Consider the following 23,468-nt stretch of genomic DNA (forward strand, 5'->3'; position numbering starts at 1 on the left):
GCGAATTGTATACATAAAATTACAGAATGTGAAACTGTATATTGCAAGTATTCTTAAATTTTGATTAATTAGTAATCATTGAAAGATTCATACAATGGCAGTTAAGAAATTTACGCTTTCATTCTGTAGTTAAAAATAAATAGTACAAAGCTTTTACCTATCCATTAACATAGCAGCAAACTAAGAAACCACCACAAAACAAACTTAAAGAATAAATAACTGTAAAAACAAAAACAAACAGGATAACCAAAAGCTCAACCACTACTATGCTTAAAGAAATTAGATTTTCCCGTTTGACGACTAGAATAAATTGCGGTAAATATGGTGTTAACAGTTTATTTACGGATATTTGTGTAATGCCTTTTTCTTTTACTCTACTGCTGAAACTTCTCCTTATCGTGAACCAATCGCGTGGGTAAGTTGTGGGTAAAGATACACACAAATATGAAACCCGCGCTAAGCGGGTTTTTTTGTAACTAACGACACTTAAAGAACATCATTCTTAATAATAATCTGGATAGCAATCGATTTAATATCGAAATAAGGAAGCACCCATGAACGATCAAGTGATAATTTTTGATACGACCTTACGTGATGGTGAGCAAGCATTGGCTGCAAGCCTAACGGTAAAAGAGAAGTTACAAATTGCATATGCGCTTGAACGACTGGGTGTAGATGTTATCGAAGCTGGATTCCCAGTTTCTTCTCCAGGTGATTTTGAATCCGTTCAAACGATTGCACGAAATATTAAAGGTAGCCGTATTTGTGCTCTTTCTCGTGCCGTAGCAAAAGATATTGACGCAGCAGCAGAAGCATTAAAAGTTGCAGAGCAGTTCCGTATCCACACTTTCATTTCAACCTCAACGGTTCACGTTCAAGATAAGCTACGCCGTAGCTACGACGATGTTGTCGAGATGGCAGTAAAAGCCGTTAAACACGCTCGTAACTACACTGATGACGTTGAGTTCTCTTGTGAAGATGCAGGGCGTACACCAATCGATAATTTATGTCGTATGGTTGAAGCCGCGATCAACGCAGGTGCTAAAACGATCAACATTCCAGACACCGTTGGTTACACCGTGCCTAACGAATTTGGTGGCATTATTCAAACGCTTTTCAATCGTGTTCCAAACATCGACCAGGCAATCATTTCGGTTCACTGTCACGATGACCTAGGCATGTCTGTTGCGAACTCTATCGCCGCAGTTCAAGCAGGTGCTCGTCAAGTAGAAGGCACAATAAATGGTATCGGTGAGCGTGCGGGTAACTGTTCACTAGAAGAAATTGCGATGATCATCAAGACGCGCGAAGAACTTTTAGGCGTAACGACTGGTTTGAAATATGACGAAATCCACCGTACAAGTAAGTTAGTTAGTCAACTTTGTCATATGCCAATTCAAGACAACAAAGCGATTGTCGGTGCTAATGCATTTAGCCACTCTTCAGGTATCCACCAAGATGGCATGCTAAAGAATAAAAACACATACGAAATCATGACTCCTGAGTCTATTGGCCTTAAGAATAAAGCATTGAACTTGACCAGCCGTTCTGGACGAGCAGCTGTGAAAAGCCATATGGACGCAATGGGTTATAAAGAAACTGAGTACAACCTAAATTCACTATATGATGACTTTGTAAAACTAGCAGACCGAAAAGGGCAAGTCTTTGACTACGACTTAGAAGCTCTAATGTACTTCTCTAACCTTCGTGATGAAGATGACTTTTATAAACTTAACTACCTAAGCGTGCAATCTGGTAGTGTTATGTCTACAACGAGTATCAAGCTTCAATGTGGTGATGAAGAGAAGTGCGAAGCGGCTGTGGGTAATGGCCCTGTTGATGCACTTTACCAATGTATCTACCGTGTAACTGGTTATGAAATTGTCCTAGATAAGTTTGACCTTACAGCAAAAGGCGAAGGTGAAGATGGTTTAGGTCAAGCCGATATCATCGCTAATTACAAAGGTCGTAAATACCACGGAACGGGTATTTCAACAGATATCGTTGAAGCGTCAGGTGAAGCCCTATTACATGTAATCAATAGCATTCACCGTGCCGATCAAATTGCGGAAATGAAACAAAATAAAGCCGCGGCAGAATAGACACACCAAATAACAGACACCTTAGTGTCAACCTCTGTTGAGCGACATAAACGCTTTAAATAAGAGGGGTTATTTGGCACTAAGGACAAAGAATAAAGTGAGCACACTAAGCTCAGTATTAGAATTAAAGGATTAACATGACTGAAAAATCATACAAAATTGCTGTTTTACCTGGTGACGGTATCGGTCCAGAAGTAATGCAACAAGCAAACAAAGTACTAAATGCAATTGAAAAGAAGCACGCGATTAGCTTCTCTCGTGAAGAGTATGATGTAGGTGGCATTGCAATTGATAACCACGGCTGCCCACTACCTGAAAGTACAGTAACAGGTTGTGAAGAATCCGACGCCGTGTTGTTTGGTTCTGTTGGCGGTCCTAAATGGGAGCACCTTCCACCGAATGATCAACCTGAGCGTGGTGCACTACTTCCACTGCGTAAACACTTCCAACTGTTTTGTAACCTACGTCCTGCGCAGATCCATGCCGGCTTAGAAGATTTCTCGCCTTTACGTGCTGATATTTCAGGTCGAGGATTCGATATCGTTGTGGTTCGCGAACTGACAGGTGGTATTTACTTCGGTCAGCCAAAAGGTCGTGAAGGCGAAGGTCCGAATGAAAAAGCATTCGACACTGAGGTTTACCACCGCTACGAGATCGAACGTATTGCAAAAATTGCTTTTGAATCTGCACGTCTACGCAATAAAAACGTTTACTCAATAGACAAAGCAAACGTACTACAAAGCTCTATTTTATGGCGCGAAGTTGTAGAGGAAGTCGCAAAAGATTACCCAGATGTAAAACTGAGCCATATGTACATTGATAACGCAACGATGCAGCTTATCAAAGACCCTTCTCAATTTGATGTAATGCTATGTTCAAATATCTTCGGTGACATCATTTCTGATGAGTGTGCAATGATCACAGGCTCTATGGGCATGCTTCCTTCTGCTAGCCTAAATGAAAGTAACTTCGGTCTATACGAACCCGCAGGCGGCAGTGCTCCTGACATTGCAGGAAAGAATATCGCAAACCCTGTTGCACAAATCCTTTCTGCTGCTCTAATGCTACGTTACAGCCTAGGCGAAGAAGCAGCGGCACAAGATATCGAAACAGCAGTATCTAAAGCTCTGTCTGCTGGCGAGTTAACTGCTGATCTTGCAGGTGATAACCAAGCACTTACAACCTCAGAAATGGGCGATAAGATCGCTGAGTACATTTTAGCTTCGTAAGCTCTAAGCTCTAAGCTCTAAGCTCTAAAATTAAAGCAAGCACATAAGAATAATATCAAGCCAAATCATAAACATCTTGATTTGGCTTGAAACAAACACTGGGACTGATGCCCCAAGGAAGAAAAGCTATGTCGACAAACCAGCAAGCAAAAACCTTATACGAAAAAGTTTATGACGCTCATGTTGCAGTTGCAGCTAAAGGCGAAACTCCAATTCTTTATATCGATCGTCACCTAGTCCATGAAGTTACGTCGCCACAAGCTTTTGATGGTCTACGTGAAAAAGGTCGTAAAGTTCGCCAAGTGAACAAGACTTTCGCGACTATGGATCACAACGTATCGACACAAACTAAAGATATCAACGCTTCTGGTGAGATGGCTCGTATTCAGATGGAAACGCTATCGAAGAACTGTGAAGAGTTTGGTGTGACGCTTTACGACCTAAACCACAAATACCAAGGTATTGTGCACGTGATGGGGCCTGAGCTAGGCATTACTCTTCCGGGCATGACGATTGTGTGTGGTGACTCGCATACCGCGACTCACGGTGCATTTGGTTCATTGGCATTCGGTATCGGTACTTCTGAAGTTGAGCACGTTCTGGCAACTCAAACGCTAAAACAAGCTCGCGCTAAAACTATGAAGATCGAAGTAAAAGGTAAGGTTACTCCAGGTATCACAGCTAAAGATATCGTACTAGCGATCATTGGTAAGACAACGGCAGCCGGCGGTACAGGCTACGTGGTTGAGTTCTGTGGTGAAGCTATCACTGACCTTACGATGGAAGGTCGTATGACGGTATGTAACATGGCGATCGAACTGGGCGCGAAAGCAGGCTTAATCGCTCCAGATGCAACGACATACGAATACATCAAAGGCCGTAAGTTCTCTCCAGAGGGCGAAGACTTAGACGCAGCTATTGAATACTGGAACACATTGAAAACCGATGCTGATGCTGAATTCGATGCCGTTGTAACGTTAGAAGCAGCAGACATCAAACCACAAGTTACTTGGGGGACTAACCCAGGTCAGGTTATTTCGGTAGACACACCGATTCCAGCACCAGAAAGCTTCGCTGACCCTGTAGAAAAAGCATCGGCAGAAAAAGCTTTAGCTTACATGGGGCTTGAGGCGGGTAAATCTCTATCTGACTACAATGTCGATAAAGTGTTTGTTGGTTCTTGCACTAACTCTCGCATCGAAGATATGCGTGCAGCAGCAGCGGTAGCGAAAGGTCGTCAAGTTGCGAAACATGTTCAAGCATTAATCGTCCCAGGTTCTGAGCAAGTAAAAGCACAAGCAGAAGCAGAAGGCTTAGATAAGATCTTTAAAGAAGCCGGCTTCGAATGGCGCTTACCAGGCTGCTCTATGTGTCTTGCAATGAACAACGACCGCTTAGGTCCACAAGAGCGCTGTGCTTCTACATCAAACCGTAACTTTGAAGGTCGTCAAGGCCGTGATGGTCGTACACACCTAGTTAGCCCAGCAATGGCAGCCGCAGCGGCTATCGCTGGTCACTTTGTCGATATTCGTGAACTTTAATTAGAGGATTTAACATGTCAGGTTTTCAACAACACACCGGATTAGTCGTTCCTCTAGATACGGCCAACATTGATACAGATGCAATCATTCCAAAGCAGTTCTTACAGAAAGTTAATCGTATTGGATTTGGTAAACACCTATTCCACGACTGGCGCTTCCTAGATGATGCTGGTCAGCAACCAAACCCTGAATTTGTGATGAACGAACCACGCTACCAAGGGGCGTCGATTCTATTGGCTCGTGAGAACTTTGGTTGTGGTTCATCTCGTGAACACGCACCGTGGGCACTTGCCGATTACGGCATTCAAGTGATGATCGCTCCAAGCTTTGCCGATATTTTCTACGGCAACTCAATCAACAACCAGATGGTTCCTGTTCGACTAACGGAGCAAGAAGTTGATGAGATTTTCCAGTTCGTTGAAGCGACTGAAGGTGCTAAAATCAACGTTGATTTAGAAGCAATGAAAGTCAGCGCTAACGGCAAAGAATACTCGTTTGAAATTGATGAGTTCCGTCGCCACTGCTTACTGAATGGCTTAGATAATATCGGTCTAACACTTCAGCATGCCGATAAGATTTCAGAGTTTGAAGCTAAGATCCCAAGCTTCCTGAAATAAGAAACCTAAGATAGAGTTGCGCGGTTCTGTGTACACACAAAAGGTTGGCCTAGTGCCAGCCTTTTTTATTTAGCTTAACCTCTTTAATTAGACCAACATCTTTATTTAACTGAGCCTGAAAGAAAATAGTGGGCCGTAAGGTCTTAGTAGTCAGTCATCAGGAGAATGCCATGAAACAACTACTTTTAATTGTCAGCCTACTTTTCTCAACCTTAGCTTGGTCTGCGCCTAAATCCGAACTGTGGTCATACTGGAAGCAAAGTAATGAAGCAAACCCAACACAAATCTCCCACCAAGATTGGCAGCAATTCCTCGATAGCTATTTAGTTAAGCAAGGTCAACACACCCTAGTACATTATCAAGCAGTGAGCACTGAAGGCAAAGCAAAGCTGGAACAGTACATCAAGCTATTGGAACAGGTAAATCCGCTAGACTATTCAAAAGCTGAGCAGTATGCCTACTGGGTTAACCTATATAACGCAGTGACTGTCGATTTAATTCTCAATGCTTACCCAATTAAATCCATCACTAAACTCGGTGGGCTATTTAGTTTCGGTCCCTGGGGAGATGACGTGGTAGTGGTCAATGATAAGTCACTAACACTCAATGACATAGAGCATCGAATCCTAAGACCTATTTGGCAAGATCCGCGTACGCATTATGCAGTGAATTGTGCAAGTTTGGGTTGCCCTAACTTACAGTCTGAAGCTTTTACCTCAGACAACACTGAGATCTTATTAGAGCAAGCGGCAACTGAGTATATTAATAGCAATAAAGGCGTGTTGATTGAAAATAATAAGCTTCAACTATCATCGATTTACGAATGGTTTGCTGTGGATTTTGGTACAGAAAAACAACTCATTCAACACTTAGATCAATATCGAACAAAGCCGGTAACGAACACTAATAAAATCAGTTATGACTACGATTGGTCGCTTAATCAAGTAGACTAATATCAACACAAAAATATCGATAACGCTAAAAAAAGAGGCTAATGGCTTTTATTAACCATTAGCCTCTTCTCAGTTATTGGACCGTAGTTCGACCATTAAAAGCTTGAGCCTGGCTGCTGCAGAAACTCAATTTCATCCTCAGTCGAAGTTCTTCCTAATACCTCATTTCGATGAGGGTAACGACCGAATCGCTCGATAATCACCTTGTGCTTAAACTCAAAATCTAGATTATTTTCCAATCCCGATTGAGAAAAAAGCCCAACAGCTTGTTCATGCATAAGCAAAGATTCGCTATGCATATAAGGCATATACAAAAAGCTTTTCTGTTGTTGGTTAAGCTGATGATCAAAGCCGCCCGCAACCGCTTCCTGAGCTAAAGCTAAAGCCATTGGATCAGCCAAAAATGCATCAGGGCTATTTCTACCAATATTCCTAGAAAATTGGTCCAGCACAATAATCTCAGCTAAACGCCCTTTCGCGGTTTGTCGCCATTCAAATAGTTCACCTTGAATGGCTGCTTTGTGCAGCTCAGAAAAACGAGATTCAATCAAAGCATCAATCTCTTCGCCACCAGCAAACCAGTCCTTAGGCGTAAGTTCATCAAACCAAAACTCTAGAACACCATGATAAGTTACTGTCATATAATTCCCTTTAATAAACAACCGAGTGATTTTGTTATTTCTCGATTTAGTGTTCGATCACTTAAAACCTTTAACCTTTTTAATTAGGTCATAAGCATTCTGAATTTCTTGCGATTTCTCTTTCGCAACATTCATCATTTCAGGCGGTAAACCTTTCGCCATCAGTTTATCTGGGTGATGCTCATTCATCAGTTTACGGTAGGCTTTCTTAACCTCTTTACCCTCGGCACTTTCACTTACACCAAGAACTTTAAACGCGTCTGCCAATTGATTTTGCTGTGAAGCCTGTTGCCAACCCGAGGATTGACCAGCCCCTTGCTGACCACCAAAGCTTCCACCTTGCTGCTGAAAACGAAAAGCAGCTTCTTGCATTTGTAAACGACGCTCTAATTGCTCAGAAGAAAAACCTAGCCCTCGCGCAATTCTGTGCAGAACTTCTCTTTCACTCGGGTGCAAATCACCATCAGCAAATGCTGCAGACACTTGCAATTCAAGGAAGAATTGAAGTAAATCAAATCGACCACCTGAAGAAATTTTTACTCTCTCTAAAATATCATTAAGCGGAAAGTCGCTTTCTTTGCCCTCTCGAAAGGCATCTTGTGCTGCTTTACGCTGCTCGCCGTGCAAATTCATCCGTTCCATCATAGTGGAAGCAAGCTGAATCTCTTCTCGTGTCACTTGACCTTTGGCTTTCGCTACATGCCCCATAACAGCAAAAGCAGCTTTAAAGAACTCATTCTGCTTTTCTGCTTGATTCGGGCCGCGACCAAAACCAGAAGAATTAAACCCCGATTGATTCAAGCGTCGAGCTTTATCAAATTGGTGCCCTAAAAAAAGCCCAAAAATCAGACCTAAAGGACCACCAAACAAAAAGCCAAAAAAGGCTCCTAAGATTTTGCCAAATATCTGCATTATGTGTTCTCTATCAATGAATTTTTTTCGAGTAACGCGGTCTTATAGTGCCTGATGCCATTATTTCCTTTATCATAAGGAAAGCGCTTTATTCATTGGATTGATAATAAATCAACCCTTCTTTTTGTGACATAGGATCGTTCACTTCATGCAATGTTTCTCCCGCACTCTGTTAGCTGCTTCTATTAGCACTGCATTATTTGTGCCGACAACTCAAGCTGAAACAACCAAAGACAGTGTGCAGGAAATGCCCTCTGCAGATCAATGCTTGATCGCACCTTCGGATAATTCAGACCTTCAATTACCAGCACAAGTTGAAGCCGATCGACTTGAAGCGATTAACGGTCAAAAAGCCAGTTACTCTGGAGACGTAAAAGTCACGCAAGGAACCAAAACTATTCTTGCCGAGAAAGTCACTTTACATCAGCAGGAAAATATTGTCGTTGCTGAAGGGGATGTTACTTTCAATGACGGTCAAGTTAAAGCCACATCCAGTAAAGTGACCAATAATCTAACAACCAATGAATTTGAGTTAGAAGATACACAATATGAGTTTTTATGTGAACAAGGTCGTGGCGAAGCGATATATATAACGAAAACGGGCAAAGCTATCTATGAAATGACTGATGGCTCAATTACTTCGTGTCCTGAAGGTGATAATTCGTGGAGACTCAAAGCGTCTAGTATTCAATTAGACCAAAATGAGGAACAAGCCACTCTTATTAACCCCCGCTTTGAAATACAAAGTGTGCCTGTTTTTTACCTTCCATACATGACAGTTCCCGTGGGTGACACTCGTAAAACGGGCTTCCTTTATCCAACCGTTTCTTATGGCTCCAGCGATGGTTTTGAAACCGAGATTCCATTTTATTGGAACATTGCACCAAATTACGACCTTGAAGCCACGTTGAAACAGATGCAGGAAAGAGGCACTCAGCTTAATTCCGAATTCCGCTACCTCACCCACTTTGGTCAAGGCAGCATAAAATCTGAATACCTCTATGATGATCAAAAATACCCAACAGAAGGTAACCGTTGGGGGGGGCAGTTTACCTTTGATGGTATTTACCAAGAATCTTGGAAATTCAATGTCGATTACTCTCAAGTTAGCGATGTTAACTACTTTACCGATGTCGACTCTTCAATCGGTAATCGAGAAGATGGGCAACTATTGCAAACCGGAGAAGTTGCTTATCGCACCCAAAACTGGGATACATCGCTTGCAGTTCGTGATTTCCAAGTCTTAACGGAAGAAGGTAACCAACCGTATAGGTTGATGCCACAGCTTAAATTTAACTATTATGCACCTATCGTATGGGATATCGTCGAAATAGACATGAAGTCTCATCTATCACGTTTTGATACTGACGCAGCAGGTAAGCCGTCAGCGACGAGAGTACATATAGAACCAGGTGTTAAAGTTCCACTAAGTACAACTTGGGGTACCTGGACAACTGAGGCTCGAGTTCTCGGAACCTACTACCAACAAGACCTTAATGGTGTTGATACAACAACGGGTTCAAGTTACGAAGGGCTTGAAGAAAAAGTTTCACGAATTATTCCTGAATTTAGAAGCCATGCTGGGCTTGTTTTAGAACGCGATACCACGGTTCTAAATGGTTACACCCAAACACTAGAACCTCAAGTACAGTACCTTTTTGTACCGGAAGAAGATCAAAATGATATTGGCTACTACGATACGACTTTACTTCAAACCGACTACTATGGGCTTTTCCGTAGCCGAAAATACAGTGGCGTAGACCGAATAGCAGCAGCAAATCAACTAAGCTACGGTGCATCATCTCGCTTTTATGATGATGCTTACAAAGAGCGCTTGAATGTCTCCTTCGGCCAAATTTTCTTTATTGATAAAGATACAAAATCGCCAGATGCCAGTAACACAGAAGAGTCAAAATCAAATTATTCTTCTTGGGCTGTAGAAGTAGACTTCAATTATGACGATTACTTTTTCTATCATGGTGGCGTTCAGTACGACATTGATTCAGGGTCAATGCAACTCGCAAATAGCACCTTTGAATACAAGCTGGATAAAGGTTTTGTTCAAACAAACTATCGCTACGTAACGAAAGAGTATATTGATGATAACGTCGGTGAAAGTATTCCTGATATTGATTCAATTACTCGAGAAGGTATTTCCCAAGCAGGTATAGTCAGTGGTTACCAATTCACACAAAACTGGTATGCCAGCGCTCAGTACTATCATGATATGAACGAAGATATTGCGATTGAATGGCTAGCAAATCTGCGCTACACCTCTGATTGTTGGTATGTAGGCATGACATACAGCAACGAGTTGAGAAATTGGTCTGGTGACACCGGCTACGCGAATCCAGATTCAAATCCTGAGTATGAAAATAACTTCAGCATTAACTTTGGTATTGTTGGTTTTGGCACCAATATCGGCTCAGGTTCTACAGAAAAGGGCTATGACAGCTCAGGTAACTCTCTTGAGTATGGTCGCCCATTCTTCTTAAATAACTAATTTTTCTTTATTGATGTTGAATCAATAAGTTTCAAAGGACTACAAATGAAATTGTGGAAACAAACCTTACTTGCTCTTGCGACTGCATGTAGCTTCTCAGCCGCTCACGCTGCACCAATTGAATTGGATAAAGTGAAGGTTATCGTAAATGAAGGTGTCATATTACAAAGTGATATTGATACATCATTAAAAACACTTCGCGCGAATGCGAAAAAAAGTGGTCAAGCCCTGCCATCTGAAGATGTGCTGACAGAGCAAGTCCTTGAGAAACTGATCATTGATACAATTCAAAACCAAGAAGCCGAGCGCATTGGGGTTAGAATTGATGATACTCGCCTAAATCAATCTATCGCAGATATTGCAAAAGAGAACAATCAAACCATTGATGAACTCACCGCATCAGTTGCATCTGAAGGGTTAACTTACACAGCCTTCCGAGAACAAGTACGTAAAGAAATTGCAGCAAATGAAGCAAGAAATGCTCTTGTTCGCCGCCGTATCAATATACTCCCAGCAGAAGTAGATAATCTTGCAGACATCCTTGCTCAAGAAACTAACGCGACTGTGCAGTATCAAATTGGTCATATTCAACTAAGATTTAATGATGACCAAACGAAAGAAGAACTTGAAGCGCAAGCTAATGAGCTCGTTGAAAAACTTAATTCAGGTGAAGATTTCAGCACAATGGCATACACCTACTCTAAAGGTCCAAAAGCACTGCAAGGCGGTGATTGGGGCTGGATGAGGAAAGAAGAAATGCCAACAATTTTTGCTGACCAAATCAAAATGCAGAACAAGGGCAGTATCATTGGTCCGTTTCGTAGTGGTGTCGGCTTCCACATTCTTCAAATTGAAGATGTCAAAGGTCTAGAAACTGTTGCGGTTACAGAGGTCAATGCTCGTCACATTCTACTTAAACCGACCGTTATCCTAAGTGATGACGGTGCAAAACAACAATTATCTGAATTTGTTCAAAGAATTAATGCAGGTGAGGTTTCCTTCGGTGAACTTGCTCAACAATACAGTCAAGATCCAGGTTCAGCAGTTCAAGATGGAGAGCTTGGTTACCAAACACCAGATTTATATGTTCCCGAGTTTAAACATCAAATAGAGACCATCGCTAAAGGTCAAATTAGTGAACCATTTAAAACTGTACACGGTTGGCATATTGTCGAAGTGTTAGACCGCCGTGAAGTTGATAGAACGGATTCTGCATTAAAAAATAAAGCATACCGAATTCTATTTAACCGAAAATTCAACGAAGAAGCTGGTGCATGGCTACAAGAGCTACGAGCAAGTGCCTTTGTAGAAGTGGTTCAGGAAAACCAAGATGACAACTAAAAAGAACCCTGTAATTAATCGTATCGTAGTCACGGCTGGTGAACCGGCAGGGATAGGTCCAGATCTTACCCTTTCTCTTTCACAAGAAAATTGGGAACATCAAATCGTTGTCTGCGCAGACAAATACCTGCTTGCAGAAAGAGCCGCTTTGCTTGGTATTGATGTTGAGCTAATTGATTACGATGCAGAGAAGCCAGCTACCGCTCAGCGCTCAGGAACATTAGTGGTAAAGCACATTCCATTGGCAGAACCCGCTATTGCTGGTGAGCTTAATGAAGCGAATGGCCGTTATGTATTAAATACTTTAGAAACCGCCGCAATTGGCTGTATGAATAATGAATTTGATGCTATTGTCACCGGCCCTGTTCATAAGGGTGTAATTAACCGTGCTGGCGTTGCATTTAGCGGTCACACTGAGTTCTTTGCAGAAAAGTCCAATACTCCCTTAGTGGTTATGATGTTGGCAACTGAAGGGTTGCGTGTTGCTCTTGTAACAACACACATCCCTCTAGCTTATGTATCTCAAGCCGTAACCGAAGAAAGACTAGAAGAAATCATCAGAATTCTTCACAAAGATTTAGTCGATAAGTTCGCAATTGAGAAACCAACCATTTATGTTTGTGGATTAAACCCACATGCAGGTGAAGATGGCTGTTTAGGTCGTGAAGAAATAGAAACCATCACACCAACGCTAGAAAAAATTCGACAACAAGAAGGTATAAACCTGATTGGTCCATTGCCAGCAGATACCATCTTTAATGAAAAATATTTGCAAGATGCAGATGCTGTTTTAGGTATGTATCACGACCAAGTACTCCCTGTATTGAAATACAAAGGGTTTGGTCGCTCAGTGAACATTACACTTGGTTTACCGTTTATTCGAACATCTGTCGATCACGGTACAGCCTTAGACTTGGCAGGAAAAGGTCAAGCCGATACAGGGAGCTTTAGAACAGCGCTCACGCACGCCATTGAATTAGTAGAGAAAAAACAATGAGAAATGATGTCCACTTAGGACACAAAGCGCGTAAACGTTTTGGTCAAAACTTTCTAAACGATCCATACATTATTGATGGCATCGTATCTGGAATTAACCCACTTCCAGGTCAAAACCTAGTTGAGATCGGCCCTGGGTTAGGCGCAATTACTGAGCCTGTTGGAAAATTAGTCGACAAACTAACAGTAATTGAATTAGATAGAGATCTAGCAGAACGTCTACGAAACCATCCGGATCTTGCCGATAAGTTGACCATTCATGAAGGCGATGCAATGCGTTTCGACTTCAATGAATTAGTAAAGCCAAATAACAAACTGCGTATCTTTGGTAACTTACCATACAACATTTCAACGCCATTAATGTTCCACCTTTTTGAGTTCCATAAAGACATTTCTGATATGCACTTTATGCTTCAAAAAGAAGTGGTCAACCGTCTAGCGGCTGGTCCTGGCAGTAAAACTTATGGTCGTTTAACTGTAATGGCACAGTATTACTGTAAAGTAACACCTGTACTTGAAGTGCCACCAACCGCATTTGTTCCGCCACCAAAAGTAGACTCTGCAGTCGTGCGCCTTCAACCATATGAAGTTCTTCCTTACCCTGCAAAGAACTTAAAGTGGCTTGATCGTGTTTGTCGCGAAGGTTTCAACCAACGACGTAAAACGGTACGCAACTGCTACAAGAGCTTACTAAGCAAAGAAATTCTAGAAGAGCTGGGGGTGAATCCAGGTATGCGCCCTGAGAACCTGACTCTAGAACAATTTGTTGATATGGCAAACTGGCTAGAAGACAACCACAGCGCAGAAAAACAATAATGAAAAAGGCTCCTACACTTCGGTGAGGAGCCTATTTTTTATTTGAGGGATCAAGGAGCAAATATGGATATCTCTACGCCCTGCATTAAGTGCCAAGTGCACACTAAATATATAGAAGAACAATCGCAGCCAGATAAAAGCCGGTATGTTTTTGCTTATATCATTACAATCAAAAATTTGAGTAAAAGCACCGTCCAATTAATGACCCGACGCTGGCTAATCACCGACTCCAATGGTAAACAATTGACTATTGAAGGTGATGGTGTGGTTGGTCAACAACCTATCATTGAACCTAATGATGAATACACTTACACCAGTGGAACCGTCATTGAAACACCAGTAGGTGTCATGCAGGGTCATTATGTAATGGCAGATCAAGATGGAAATGACTTTTTCGCTGAAGTTGATCCATTTAGGTTAGCGATCCCTAACATTCTAAACTAACAAGAGAGCCTTCGTGTCTAACTATATTGTTGGTGATATCCAAGGTTGTTTCGATGAACTACAACTTTTATTAAACAAGATTAATTTTGACAGCAAAGTCGATACTTTATGGGTGGCAGGTGATCTTGTCGCAAGAGGTCCTAAATCACTCGAAACTCTACGCTTTATTAAGTCTCTAGAGCATTCAGCAAAAGTTGTCTTAGGAAACCACGATCTACACCTTCTGGCGGTATCTTTAGAGCTATTCCCAGTAAAAGCAAAAGACAAAACGCTCCCTATCTTGGAAGCTCCAGATAAATTAGAACTTCTAGAATGGCTTCGACACCAACCCTTAATGCAAGAGCATAACGAATTTGTTATGAGCCATGCGGGCATATCACCACAGTGGGATTTAGCTAAAGCTCGCTCTGCCAATGAAGAAGTCTCTTCTGTATTGCAATCTGAACATTGGCGTTGGTTGATAGAAAACATGTACAGTAATGTTCCTGATTATTGGGATACCAAGCATACAGGAATAGATCGCTATCGCTATATAATCAACAGTTTTACTCGTATGCGTTTTTGTTCCCATGATGCCCACTTAGATATGGCATGCAAACTCCCCCCCAAAGAAGTTACTGACGGTTCTTATATCCCTTGGTTTGAGTTACCAAGCCGAATCAAACTAGATAAAACCGTACTATTTGGTCATTGGGCAGCACTTGAAGGGTACTCAGGGAAAGAAGTCATTGGATTAGACACTGGGTGTGTCTGGGGCGGTGAATTAACTGCACTAAGATGGGAAGATAAAAAATTCTTCACCCAGAAAGCAATATAAGCCTAAACCTTATTGGCATAGCTTGCTTTACAGCGGTAAAGCAAGCTACTAACAAACTATAAACGTTCTAAAATCGTAAATTCCATATCATAAGCATTTTTCTCATCGGCTTGATAAGCTTCACTTGTCACCTTATTCCAGCCTTCTCCCCAATCAGGGAATTGAGTATCACCCTCAACAGAAAGATCTATATGCGTTAAATACAATTTATTCGCCAGAGGTAAACAGCTGGAGTAAATTGTGCCTCCACCAATAATCATCACTTCATCAACATTATTAACAGCTTCAAGTGCCGCTTCAATTGAAGCTACGGTCGTTACCCCCTCAATAGACAATGAAGAGTCGCGGCTAATAACAATGTTTAGACGCCCAGGTAGAGGGCGACCAATTGATTCATAAGTCTTACGTCCCATCACTACAGGCTTCCCCATAGTCGAACGCTTAAACCAAGCAAAATCAGCAGGTAAGTGCCAAGGCATTTGATTGTCTTTACCAATTACACGGTTATCAGCCATAGCAGCAATCATACTAATGATCATATGGGAGTCGGTCCTATTCAATTATGATTAAAGAAATTTGCAAACCCCCAAAATACATTGATTAAACAATGGGTCTGCGGCGATAGAATAACAGCCCAGGCATAGCTAATCCAATGGCAAGACCAGCAATGATGAACATCGCTTTAAGGAAATTCTCCATCAACATTGCCACCAATTCTGGCGTATAGCCTAAGTTATTAATTTCAACCATGGCTATCATTGCTTTAAACGCAAAAACTCCAGGAACCATAGGAATCAAAGCAGCGACGGTGAACACTTTAGGGTGAGCCAATAATTTATGAGACCACACCACACCTATCATCCCCACAAGAGTGGCGGCAAAAAAAGTAGCCCACTCGATAGGGATACCAAACTCCATCATTAGATAGCGGCTACCATGACCAATCGCACCGCCCAAAGCACAATAAATTAGAGCTCGTTGCGGAACATTAAACACCAAAGCAAAGCCTACTGCTGGAATAGAGGCAAAGAACATATCATTCAATAAGCCAAGTAAAAGATCAAACGTCATCATTGACCCACCCACCCAAACACACCAGAGATGTTCATTGCCGCTACAATACCTAAGCTCGTTGCAAGAGTCAGTAAACTCGCCATCGTAAATCGCGCAATCCCCATATTAATGTGCCCTTTCAACATATCCGCTACAGAATTAATGAGAGGAAAACCGGGAACAAGCATAAGGACGGAAGAAGCCATCACGATCGTTGGCTGGTCTCCAATTTGATGAAGAACAGCTTGAGCTGAAATAAGGGTAGTCACGAATGCCGTAACAGCAAAGTTCATGAATGGATTGAAATGGCGATGTCCAATTTCTTGTCTTACGATCATTCCACATGCTGAGGCTAAGAACGTCATCATAAATACATGCCAATCACCACCAGCAAGACGGCTAAATGAAGCACATGAAAGACCGATCATTACTACAACAATCCACCGGTTATAACGATCAGGGCTAATCGCATCAAGCTTTTCTTGGGCTAAAGACCTATCCAAAATCCCTTTTTCCATCATGATACAAATTCGCTGAATCTGGGTAATAACAGACATATTAATGCCACGATCTGCACAACTTCTCGTGGTCGTTATACAATGATCATCCATAACGGTTGTCACAACGAGTGCATTAGCAGATAACGCAACTTCAACTTCATTAACACCACTCGCAAGTCCAATGCGGCGCATGATATCCCCAACGAGTGTGCTCTCCGCTCCATGAGCCAAAAGCATTTGTCCTGATTGAGCGACTAATCGAGAAATCGCCCTTTGTTTCGATGCCATGATTTCCTTCCCATAGGCTATTAAATTTTAGAAAACGATTTTGCACGAAAATCATCCTCTCCAACATGATTTAGATACAAAAAAACCGCAATTTTCATTGCGGCTTTCTTCAATCAACTAATGATTAGTCACGAACATAGATAACATGACCGTCATCTTCTTCGTCGTCCCAATCATCCCAGTCGTCGTCATCTTCAGTAACAACATTCTTACCACTCATTGCATCTTTATGGTAATCGTCCCACATGAAGTTAACTTTTTCTTCTTCAACAAACTCTTCGATTTCACGTGGTAAGTGATCCATAAATTCAGCAAGTTTCAAGCAAAGCTCTTTTGTGCCACGCTTATTAACTGCTGAGATCTTGTAGTGCTCACCTTCCCAACCTAAAGCATCCAAGATCTCTTGGATCTTTTCATCCGCATCTTCCTCAGGCATTAGATCAACTTTATTGAAGATCAACCAGCGAGGTTTTTGTGCCACTTTTTCACTGTATTGCTCAAGTTCATCCATGATCGTTAGTGCATTTTGGATCGGGTCTGATTCATCGATCGGCAAAATGTCAATCATATGAAGAAGAACACGACAGCGCTCTAAGTGCTTAAGGAATCGAATACCAAGACCAGCACCATCTGCAGCACCTTCGATCAGACCAGGAATGTCCGCCACTACGAAACTTTTCTCTGGGACAACACTTACCACACCTAAACTAGGGATTAAGGTAGTAAACGGGTAGTCAGCTACTTTTGGTTTCGCTGCAGAAACAGAACGAATAAACGTTGATTTGCCTGCATTTGGTAAACCAAGCATACCAACATCAGCAAGAAGCAGCAGTTCTAGGCGTAGTTCACGAACTTCACCTTTAGTACCCATTGTCTTCTGACGAGGAGCACGGTTTACTGAAGATTTGAAACGAGTGTTACCTAACCCGTGCCAACCGCCCTTGGCAACCATGACAGTCTTGCCGTGTTCTGCAACTTCAGCAACAATCTCATTAGTGTGAATGTCAACAGCACGGGTACCAACAGGCACTTTCAACGTAATATCTTTACCACGCTTACCAGTACAGTTACCACCACGACCATTCTCACCACGTTCAGCGTCATAAAAACGTTGGAAACGGTAATCGATCAGTGTATTTAAGTTCTCGTCAGCCTGAAGGTAAACATCACCGCCATCACCGCCATCACCACCGTCTGGACCGCCTTTAGCGACAAATTTCTCACGCCAAAAACTAACCGTACCATTACCGCCATCACCGGCTTCTACTTTTACTACCGCTTCATCAACGAATTTCATTTTTTACTCCGCACTTTGCGTTGCGATACCAATCGCGAGGGACTGATATAAATTCTAGCAGATCCGTATTTAGATCGATCATCTAAGATCTTCGACCAATCTGCAATAAGGAACAAATAAGAAGCCACTCTTTACTTCATTAAAAGAATTCAAACTTTAACCTCATAGCAATAGTTCAAGCTCTAAGCAAAAAGTATCTGCTTTTTTATTCCACTATAAATAAAAAACCCCGCCGAATAGGCAGGGCTTTTGAATTCAGCTTGAAAGCTACTGTAATTATAATCTAATAAAAGATTAAATTACTCAGCTTCGATGCTTACGAATTTACGGTTTTTAGGACCTTTTACTGCAAATTTCACTTTACCTTCAGTAAGAGCGAAAAGAGTATGGTCTTTACCGATGCCAACGTTTGTGCCAGCGTGGAACTTAGTACCACGTTGACGAACGATGATGTTACCTGCAAGAACAGATTCACCACCAAAACGCTTAACACCAAGACGTTTGCTTTCTGAATCGCGGCCGTTATTAGTAGAACCGCCAGCTTTTTTATGTGCCATTGTTAAACTCTCCTAATACTTAAGCGTTAATGCCAGTGATTTTCACTTCTGTGAACCACTGACGGTGACCAGCTTGCTTACGAGAGTGCTTACGACGACGGAACTTAACGATTTTTACTTTATCGCCACGACCGTGTTGTACTACTTCCGCAGTAACTTTACCACCTTCAACAAGAGGTGCACCAACAGCGATTTCTTCGCCGTTAGCAACAAGAAGAACTTTATCAAATTCTACAGTTGCACCAGTTTCAACGTCTAATTTCTCTAAACGAAGAGTTTGACCTTCGCTTACACGGTGTTGTTTACCACCAGATTGGAAAACAGCGTACATATTTTACTCCGCTTTTTCCGCACAGCCTATGGTTGTTAATTGTACAACTCGGGTGTGCGCTAAACTAATCAATAGGGCGCAGATTCTACGGGAATCATGACGCTATGACAAGCCATATTTTTAAAATATTGGCGAAAACATGTTCGCCAAAGAAAAGTGCCGCAATCATGCCCTTAAGTGATGTATTAATCAACGTTTTTTAGTGTATCATTCACACATTAAAACATAATGAATAAGCCTTACAGGTTCTAACCTCAGCCGGATGAATAATGGATTTTAAAGCTATCCAAGCGCTTACTGCCGATGACATGGCAAAAGTGAATGAAACAATTCAAGCTCAACTCAATTCTGACGTAAGTTTAATCAATCAGCTCGGTTTTTATATCGTAAGCGGTGGCGGTAAACGCCTTCGCCCTTTGCTTGCAATCTTATCTGCCCGTGCACTTGGCTACCAAGGCGAAGCACATACCACTTCAGCTGCATTTATTGAATTTATTCATACTGCCACACTTCTCCATGATGATGTCGTCGATGAATCTGACATGCGTCGTGGTAAGGCAACTGCCAACGCAGCTTTTGGGAATGCCGCTAGCGTTTTAGTCGGTGACTTTATTTACACACGTTCATTTCAAATGATGACCAAACTAGGATCATTAAAGATCCTTGATCTAATGAGCGAAGCCGTAAACATAATTGCCGAGGGTGAAGTTCAACAATTAATGAACTGTAACAACCCAGACACGACTGAAGAAAGTTACATGCAAGTTATCTACTCGAAGACTGCACGACTTTTTGAAGCTGCAACTCAAATAGGCGCAATCCTTACTGAATCATCACCTGAAATAGAAAGTGCAATGCAGAACTATGGTAAATACTTAGGTACCGCATTCCAACTTATTGATGATGTGATGGACTACACCTCTGATGGTAAAGAGATGGGTAAAAATGTTGGTGATGACCTAGCTGAAGGCAAACCGACCTTGCCTCTACTTTATGCGATGCATAACGGAACGCCAGAGCAAGCTAGCATGATCCGTGAAGCGATAGAAAAAGCGAACGGCATGGACAAGTTGAATGACATATTAGCTGCCATGAACGAAACAGGCTCTCTAGAATACACGACTAAAAAAGCGCATGAAGAAGCTGATAAAGCAATTCAAGAGCTTAAGGTGCTTCCTGAGTCTGAATATAAAGAAGCTTTGGTTACCCTAGCCCACCTTGCGGTGAAACGTTCTAAATAAAGCAGACTAACTTCTGATAAACACCTCATTAAATTTTAATATAAAGCGGAACTAAGTTTCTGCTTTATATAACGATGGTAAATTTTTATCTAAAGGGTCGTCACCTTAAACACTAAAAAAGCCGCTCAATGAGCGGCTTTTTGTTTAATAATGAAGATTAAAATGGTTTCAGCTTACTTATTTAGCAAACTCTACACCGATTTCAATATCGCCATTTAGTGTTTCAAGCATGCTATCAAGTGATGATTTCTCGAAATCACTTAGTTCACCGTAGCTAAGAATCGCTTCTGCGCCTTCTTTACCAAGCTTCACTGGTTGTGCGAAGAAAGGAGCATGTTCACCAGCACCTTCAACATAAGCACATTCAATTACGTTTTCTTCACCTTGTAATGCTTTCACTAGTGCTAAACCAAAACGACACGCAGCCTGACCCATAGATAGAGTTGCACTACCGCCACCAGCTTTTGCTTCAACGACTTCAGTACCTGCGTTTTGAATACGCTTAGTTAACGCTGCAACTTCTTCAGACGTAAACTCTACGCCTTCAACTTGAGATAGAAGAGGAAGAATTGTCACACCAGAGTGACCACCGATAACAGGTACACGGATATCGCTTGGATCTTTATCTTTCAGCTCAGCAACGAACGTTTCTGAACGAATAACATCAAGTGTAGTAATACCAAATAAACGACGCTTGTCGTAGACACCGGCTTTCTTTAAAACTTCAGCAGCAATTGGAACAGTTGTATTTACTGGGTTAGTAATAATACCAACACAAGCAGTAGGACAAGTAACAGCAATTTTTTCAGCTAGAGATTTTACGATACCTGCATTTACATTGAAAAGATCGGCACGATCCATACCTGGTTTACGAGCAACACCAGCAGAAATAAGCACAACATCCGCACCTTCAAGTGCTGGAGTTGGATCTTCACCCGCGTAACCTTTGATCGAAACAGGCGTTGGGATATGGCTAAGATCGGCAGCAACACCTGGTGTAACAGGTGCAATATCGTATAAAGCTAAATCAGAACCGGCAGGGAGGCGGTTTTTAAGTAGTAGGGCTAGGGCTTGACCGATGCCACCAGCGGCACCAATAACAGCTACTTTCATTGTTATTCTCCTTGAGAACTTATCTCTTATAAGATTTTTGTAGGGTATAAAATGAGCTAATTAACTTAGAAAACTATAGTAATCACAAAATGATTACAATCAATTAACGCTATCTTTGCGACCTCGCGCAAGTCAATAAAAACGTGCTACACAGAGCATCAGCATTATGAGAATAATCACCTGAAATAACAAAATAAATATGCTCTAACAGCACGATAGACTATTAGTTTTTTACAGTGACACGACTAACAATTTGATGCACCCACTTGGCGATAACTGCATATGTATGCGAAAATATGCACAATAATTATGTTAACGAATAAGAAATCATCATGCGCAATACAGAAAAACAAGACACTTTAGTTCGCGCTTTTAAATCTTTACTGAAAGAAGAGCGTTTTGGCTCTCAAGGTGAAATCGTCGATGCCCTTAAGTTAGAAGGCTTTGAAAGCATCAACCAATCAAAAGTATCGCGCATGCTTACCAAGTTTGGGGCAGTTCGAACTCGTAATGCGAAAATGGAAATGGTTTACTGTTTACCAGCAGAGCTTGGCGTTCCTACCGTTTCAAGTTCTTTGCGTGAGCTGGTACTCGATATTGACCATAACGCTGCTTTAGTTGTTATCCATACCGGGCCAGGTGCTGCACAGTTAATTGCTCGCTTACTGGACTCTTTAGGTAAATCTGAGGGAATTCTTGGTGTAGTGGCTGGTGACGATACTATCTTTATTACCCCGACTTTAGCCGTAACAACGAAGCAGCTATTTGACTCGGTATGCGAGCTATTTGAATACGCAGGCTAACACGTAGTGATCAGTCACTAAGTTCATAACTTCTTATCTCTATTTACTATATTTATGGATCACGAGCACTCATCGTCACCGTGATCCAAATCACATCCTAGAATATTCAGAAACATCCACCATAAAACCACTAACCTACTGATTTAAAAATACATAACGATAAAATTTGCATAATATCCATGCAGCATCCCTTAGACTTTTACGCTATATGTTTTAACAATTGAGTAATTTTGTGCCATTTTTTTGATACTATTCAGCCACTTTTTCAACAGATGGATTGAAAAAGGTGCCGTTTCCAAATAGGAAACTCCAGAAGTAACTACACTTACTTCAGGGTTAATAATGAATAAAGGAAGGGAAATTCATGGCATTTACCAAACTTATTAAAGTTGGCGCTATTGCAGCTGCTGTAATGGGCGCTGGCGCGGTTAACGCTCAAGAGTTCATCACTATCGGTACTGGTTCAGTAACAGGTGTTTACTACCCTACTGGTGGTGCTATTTGTAAGCTTGTGAATAAAGGTCGTAAAGATCACAACATTCGTTGTTCTGTTGAGTCTACAGGCGGTTCTATTTACAACGTAAATACAATTCGCGCAGGTGAACTAGATTTTGGTGTTGTTCAATCAGACTGGCAATATCACGGCTATAACGGCACAAGTAAGTTCGCAGAACAAGGCGAGTACAAAAAACTTCGCGCAATGTTCTCTCTACATACAGAACCATTCAACATTATTGCTCGTACTGACTCTGGTATTAACAATGTTGCTGACCTTGCAGGTAAGCGTGTAAACATTGGTAACCCAGGTTCTGGTGACCGTGCAACTATGGGTGTTGTAATGGACGCTATGGGTTGGACGAATGACAGCTTCAAACTAGCTTCTGAACTGAAAGGTTCTGAGCGTTCACAAGCTCTTTGTGATAACAAGATTGACGCATTCATCTACATGGTTGGTCACCCGAACGGATCAATCAAAGAAGCAACAACATCATGTGACGCTAAGCTAGTATCAGCTACAGGTCCTAAGATTGATGAAATCGTTGCTGAAAACCCTTACTACGCATACAGCACAGTACCAGCTGGCATGTACCGTGGTACAGAAAACGACGTAAACAGCTTTGGTGTAGCCGCGACAATGGTTACAACAACAGATGTTTCAGATGAGACAGCATACAACGTAGCAAAAGCAGTTTTCGAAAACTTCTCTACGTTCAAACGTCTACATCCAGCATTTGCTAACCTGAAGAAAGAAGACATGGTGAAAGCAGGTCTTTCAATCCCTCTTCACCCAGGCGCTGCAAAGTACTACAAAGAAGTAGGTCTTCTAAAGTAATAACGCTTTAGCCTACCGAGCCAATAAGGGTGGTTAACAT

The 23,468-nt window shown here is 41.7% G+C and carries 23 protein-coding genes; 14 read left to right on the forward strand and 9 right to left on the reverse strand.

What is annotated here, in order from left to right:
* The first annotated feature begins 554 nt into the window (after nucleotides 1-554).
* The 5 genes from leuA to L4C37_RS08465 all read left to right on the forward strand — a co-directional run bounded on the left by leuA (nucleotide 555) and on the right by L4C37_RS08465 (nucleotide 6,442).
* Nucleotides 555-2,102, forward strand: a complete 1,548-nt coding sequence (leuA, locus tag L4C37_RS08445) for a 2-isopropylmalate synthase (RefSeq protein WP_137374436.1) — start codon at nucleotides 555-557, stop codon at nucleotides 2,100-2,102.
* 137 nt (nucleotides 2,103-2,239) lie between these two features.
* Nucleotides 2,240-3,331 carry a 3-isopropylmalate dehydrogenase gene (gene leuB, locus L4C37_RS08450; protein ID WP_137374435.1) on the forward strand — a complete coding sequence of 364 codons (1,092 nt, stop codon included), beginning with the start codon at nucleotides 2,240-2,242 and terminating at the stop codon, nucleotides 3,329-3,331.
* Nucleotides 3,332-3,459: 128 nt separating this feature from the next.
* Entirely contained in the window at nucleotides 3,460-4,872 is a 1,413-nt protein-coding gene (gene leuC, locus L4C37_RS08455; protein ID WP_429768328.1) for a 3-isopropylmalate dehydratase large subunit, read from the forward strand.
* Between the two features lie 14 nt (nucleotides 4,873-4,886).
* On the forward strand, nucleotides 4,887-5,489 hold the full coding sequence (gene leuD, locus L4C37_RS08460; protein ID WP_372264386.1) for a 3-isopropylmalate dehydratase small subunit: 603 nt from the start codon (nucleotides 4,887-4,889) through the stop codon (nucleotides 5,487-5,489).
* 170 nt (nucleotides 5,490-5,659) lie between these two features.
* A complete protein-coding gene (locus tag L4C37_RS08465; RefSeq protein ID WP_429768330.1) occupies nucleotides 5,660-6,442 on the forward strand; it encodes a DUF547 domain-containing protein in 783 nt (260 codons plus the stop codon).
* Between the two features lie 95 nt (nucleotides 6,443-6,537).
* On the opposite strand, the gene L4C37_RS08470 is transcribed toward L4C37_RS08465, so the two are convergent.
* A complete protein-coding gene (locus tag L4C37_RS08470; protein WP_429768331.1) occupies nucleotides 6,538-7,083 on the reverse strand; it encodes a DUF924 family protein in 546 nt (181 codons plus the stop codon).
* A gap of 57 nt (nucleotides 7,084-7,140) precedes the next feature.
* Nucleotides 7,141-7,995, reverse strand: a complete 855-nt coding sequence (gene djlA, locus L4C37_RS08475) for a co-chaperone DjlA (RefSeq protein ID WP_137374430.1) — start codon at nucleotides 7,993-7,995, stop codon at nucleotides 7,141-7,143.
* Nucleotides 7,996-8,143: 148 nt separating this feature from the next.
* Between djlA and lptD the strand changes: the two genes are divergently transcribed.
* From lptD to L4C37_RS08505, 6 genes are all read left to right on the forward strand, one after another.
* Nucleotides 8,144-10,498: an LPS assembly protein LptD gene (gene lptD / locus L4C37_RS08480; RefSeq protein ID WP_429768332.1), complete on the forward strand. Its 2,355-nt coding sequence runs from the start codon at nucleotides 8,144-8,146 to the stop codon at nucleotides 10,496-10,498.
* A gap of 45 nt (nucleotides 10,499-10,543) precedes the next feature.
* Nucleotides 10,544-11,839 carry a peptidylprolyl isomerase SurA gene (gene surA / locus L4C37_RS08485; protein ID WP_429768333.1) on the forward strand — a complete coding sequence of 432 codons (1,296 nt, stop codon included), beginning with the start codon at nucleotides 10,544-10,546 and terminating at the stop codon, nucleotides 11,837-11,839.
* Nucleotides 11,829-12,836: a 4-hydroxythreonine-4-phosphate dehydrogenase PdxA gene (pdxA, locus tag L4C37_RS08490; RefSeq protein WP_429768334.1), complete on the forward strand. Its 1,008-nt coding sequence runs from the start codon at nucleotides 11,829-11,831 to the stop codon at nucleotides 12,834-12,836. Before surA ends, pdxA begins: the two co-directional genes overlap by 11 nt.
* Entirely contained in the window at nucleotides 12,833-13,651 is an 819-nt protein-coding gene (rsmA, locus tag L4C37_RS08495) for a 16S rRNA (adenine(1518)-N(6)/adenine(1519)-N(6))-dimethyltransferase RsmA (protein ID WP_273295029.1), read from the forward strand. The genes pdxA and rsmA overlap by 4 nt, the downstream gene beginning before the upstream one ends.
* Before the next feature lie 63 nt (nucleotides 13,652-13,714).
* Nucleotides 13,715-14,095, forward strand: a complete 381-nt coding sequence (gene apaG / locus L4C37_RS08500; RefSeq protein ID WP_273295028.1) for a Co2+/Mg2+ efflux protein ApaG — start codon at nucleotides 13,715-13,717, stop codon at nucleotides 14,093-14,095.
* Nucleotides 14,096-14,108: 13 nt separating this feature from the next.
* Nucleotides 14,109-14,912 (forward strand): symmetrical bis(5'-nucleosyl)-tetraphosphatase, encoded by an 804-nt coding sequence (locus L4C37_RS08505; protein WP_372264373.1) that lies wholly within the window; start codon nucleotides 14,109-14,111, stop codon nucleotides 14,910-14,912.
* A gap of 56 nt (nucleotides 14,913-14,968) precedes the next feature.
* Here L4C37_RS08505 and folA read toward each other — a convergent pair whose 3' ends face one another.
* The 6 genes from folA to rplU form a co-directional block, all read right to left on the reverse strand.
* Entirely contained in the window at nucleotides 14,969-15,451 is a 483-nt protein-coding gene (gene folA / locus L4C37_RS08510; protein ID WP_273295024.1) for a type 3 dihydrofolate reductase, read from the reverse strand.
* Nucleotides 15,452-15,512: 61 nt separating this feature from the next.
* Nucleotides 15,513-15,986, reverse strand: a complete 474-nt coding sequence (locus L4C37_RS08515; protein ID WP_273295022.1) for a threonine/serine exporter family protein — start codon at nucleotides 15,984-15,986, stop codon at nucleotides 15,513-15,515.
* A complete protein-coding gene (locus tag L4C37_RS08520; protein ID WP_273295020.1) occupies nucleotides 15,983-16,753 on the reverse strand; it encodes a threonine/serine exporter family protein in 771 nt (256 codons plus the stop codon). The genes L4C37_RS08515 and L4C37_RS08520 overlap by 4 nt, the downstream gene beginning before the upstream one ends.
* Before the next feature lie 124 nt (nucleotides 16,754-16,877).
* On the reverse strand, nucleotides 16,878-18,050 hold the full coding sequence (gene cgtA / locus L4C37_RS08525) for an Obg family GTPase CgtA (RefSeq protein WP_372264369.1): 1,173 nt from the start codon (nucleotides 18,048-18,050) through the stop codon (nucleotides 16,878-16,880).
* 299 nt (nucleotides 18,051-18,349) lie between these two features.
* The gene (rpmA, locus tag L4C37_RS08530; protein WP_004735905.1) at nucleotides 18,350-18,607 is read right to left on the reverse strand and encodes a 50S ribosomal protein L27; all 258 of its coding nucleotides are present in this window, start codon (nucleotides 18,605-18,607) and stop codon (nucleotides 18,350-18,352) included.
* Nucleotides 18,608-18,626: 19 nt separating this feature from the next.
* Entirely contained in the window at nucleotides 18,627-18,938 is a 312-nt protein-coding gene (gene rplU, locus L4C37_RS08535) for a 50S ribosomal protein L21 (protein ID WP_004740823.1), read from the reverse strand.
* Nucleotides 18,939-19,207: 269 nt separating this feature from the next.
* Between rplU and ispB the strand changes: the two genes are divergently transcribed.
* On the forward strand, nucleotides 19,208-20,179 hold the full coding sequence (ispB, locus tag L4C37_RS08540) for an octaprenyl diphosphate synthase (RefSeq protein ID WP_273296960.1): 972 nt from the start codon (nucleotides 19,208-19,210) through the stop codon (nucleotides 20,177-20,179).
* A 177-nt stretch (nucleotides 20,180-20,356) separates the two neighbouring features.
* On the opposite strand, the gene mdh is transcribed toward ispB, so the two are convergent.
* A complete protein-coding gene (gene mdh, locus L4C37_RS08545; protein WP_273296959.1) occupies nucleotides 20,357-21,292 on the reverse strand; it encodes a malate dehydrogenase in 936 nt (311 codons plus the stop codon).
* A gap of 332 nt (nucleotides 21,293-21,624) precedes the next feature.
* Here mdh and argR point away from each other — a divergent pair, with 332 nt between their 5' ends.
* Both argR and L4C37_RS08555 read left to right on the forward strand, forming a co-directional pair.
* Nucleotides 21,625-22,095 carry a transcriptional regulator ArgR gene (gene argR, locus L4C37_RS08550; RefSeq protein WP_137374417.1) on the forward strand — a complete coding sequence of 157 codons (471 nt, stop codon included), beginning with the start codon at nucleotides 21,625-21,627 and terminating at the stop codon, nucleotides 22,093-22,095.
* Nucleotides 22,096-22,459: 364 nt separating this feature from the next.
* A complete protein-coding gene (locus tag L4C37_RS08555; protein WP_137374416.1) occupies nucleotides 22,460-23,428 on the forward strand; it encodes a TAXI family TRAP transporter solute-binding subunit in 969 nt (322 codons plus the stop codon).
* Nucleotides 23,429-23,468 lie beyond the last annotated feature (40 nt).

Source organism: Vibrio kagoshimensis, from assembly GCF_050337535.1.
Lineage (GTDB): Bacteria > Pseudomonadota > Gammaproteobacteria > Enterobacterales > Vibrionaceae > Vibrio > Vibrio gallaecicus.

What these genes read in the sequence shown, in the direction of transcription:
- leuA (WP_137374436.1), top strand. Translation starts at nt 555, where the DNA reads ATGAACGATCAAGTGATAATTTTTGATACGACCTTACGTGATGGTGAG.
- leuB (WP_137374435.1), top strand. Translation starts at nt 2,240, where the DNA reads ATGACTGAAAAATCATACAAAATTGCTGTTTTACCTGGTGACGGTATC.
- leuC (WP_429768328.1), top strand. Translation starts at nt 3,460, where the DNA reads ATGTCGACAAACCAGCAAGCAAAAACCTTATACGAAAAAGTTTATGAC.
- leuD (WP_372264386.1), top strand. Translation starts at nt 4,887, where the DNA reads ATGTCAGGTTTTCAACAACACACCGGATTAGTCGTTCCTCTAGATACG.
- L4C37_RS08465 (WP_429768330.1), top strand. Translation starts at nt 5,660, where the DNA reads ATGAAACAACTACTTTTAATTGTCAGCCTACTTTTCTCAACCTTAGCT.
- L4C37_RS08470 (WP_429768331.1), bottom strand. Translation starts at nt 7,083, where the DNA reads ATGACAGTAACTTATCATGGTGTTCTAGAGTTTTGGTTTGATGAACTT.
- djlA (WP_137374430.1), bottom strand. Translation starts at nt 7,995, where the DNA reads ATGCAGATATTTGGCAAAATCTTAGGAGCCTTTTTTGGCTTTTTGTTT.
- lptD (WP_429768332.1), top strand. Translation starts at nt 8,144, where the DNA reads ATGCAATGTTTCTCCCGCACTCTGTTAGCTGCTTCTATTAGCACTGCA.
- surA (WP_429768333.1), top strand. Translation starts at nt 10,544, where the DNA reads ATGAAATTGTGGAAACAAACCTTACTTGCTCTTGCGACTGCATGTAGC.
- pdxA (WP_429768334.1), top strand. Translation starts at nt 11,829, where the DNA reads ATGACAACTAAAAAGAACCCTGTAATTAATCGTATCGTAGTCACGGCT.
- rsmA (WP_273295029.1), top strand. Translation starts at nt 12,833, where the DNA reads ATGAGAAATGATGTCCACTTAGGACACAAAGCGCGTAAACGTTTTGGT.
- apaG (WP_273295028.1), top strand. Translation starts at nt 13,715, where the DNA reads ATGGATATCTCTACGCCCTGCATTAAGTGCCAAGTGCACACTAAATAT.
- folA (WP_273295024.1), bottom strand. Translation starts at nt 15,451, where the DNA reads ATGATCATTAGTATGATTGCTGCTATGGCTGATAACCGTGTAATTGGT.
- L4C37_RS08515 (WP_273295022.1), bottom strand. Translation starts at nt 15,986, where the DNA reads ATGATGACGTTTGATCTTTTACTTGGCTTATTGAATGATATGTTCTTT.
- L4C37_RS08520 (WP_273295020.1), bottom strand. Translation starts at nt 16,753, where the DNA reads ATGGCATCGAAACAAAGGGCGATTTCTCGATTAGTCGCTCAATCAGGA.
- cgtA (WP_372264369.1), bottom strand. Translation starts at nt 18,050, where the DNA reads ATGAAATTCGTTGATGAAGCGGTAGTAAAAGTAGAAGCCGGTGATGGC.
- rpmA (WP_004735905.1), bottom strand. Translation starts at nt 18,607, where the DNA reads ATGGCACATAAAAAAGCTGGCGGTTCTACTAATAACGGCCGCGATTCA.
- rplU (WP_004740823.1), bottom strand. Translation starts at nt 18,938, where the DNA reads ATGTACGCTGTTTTCCAATCTGGTGGTAAACAACACCGTGTAAGCGAA.
- ispB (WP_273296960.1), top strand. Translation starts at nt 19,208, where the DNA reads ATGGATTTTAAAGCTATCCAAGCGCTTACTGCCGATGACATGGCAAAA.
- mdh (WP_273296959.1), bottom strand. Translation starts at nt 21,292, where the DNA reads ATGAAAGTAGCTGTTATTGGTGCCGCTGGTGGCATCGGTCAAGCCCTA.
- argR (WP_137374417.1), top strand. Translation starts at nt 21,625, where the DNA reads ATGCGCAATACAGAAAAACAAGACACTTTAGTTCGCGCTTTTAAATCT.
- L4C37_RS08555 (WP_137374416.1), top strand. Translation starts at nt 22,460, where the DNA reads ATGGCATTTACCAAACTTATTAAAGTTGGCGCTATTGCAGCTGCTGTA.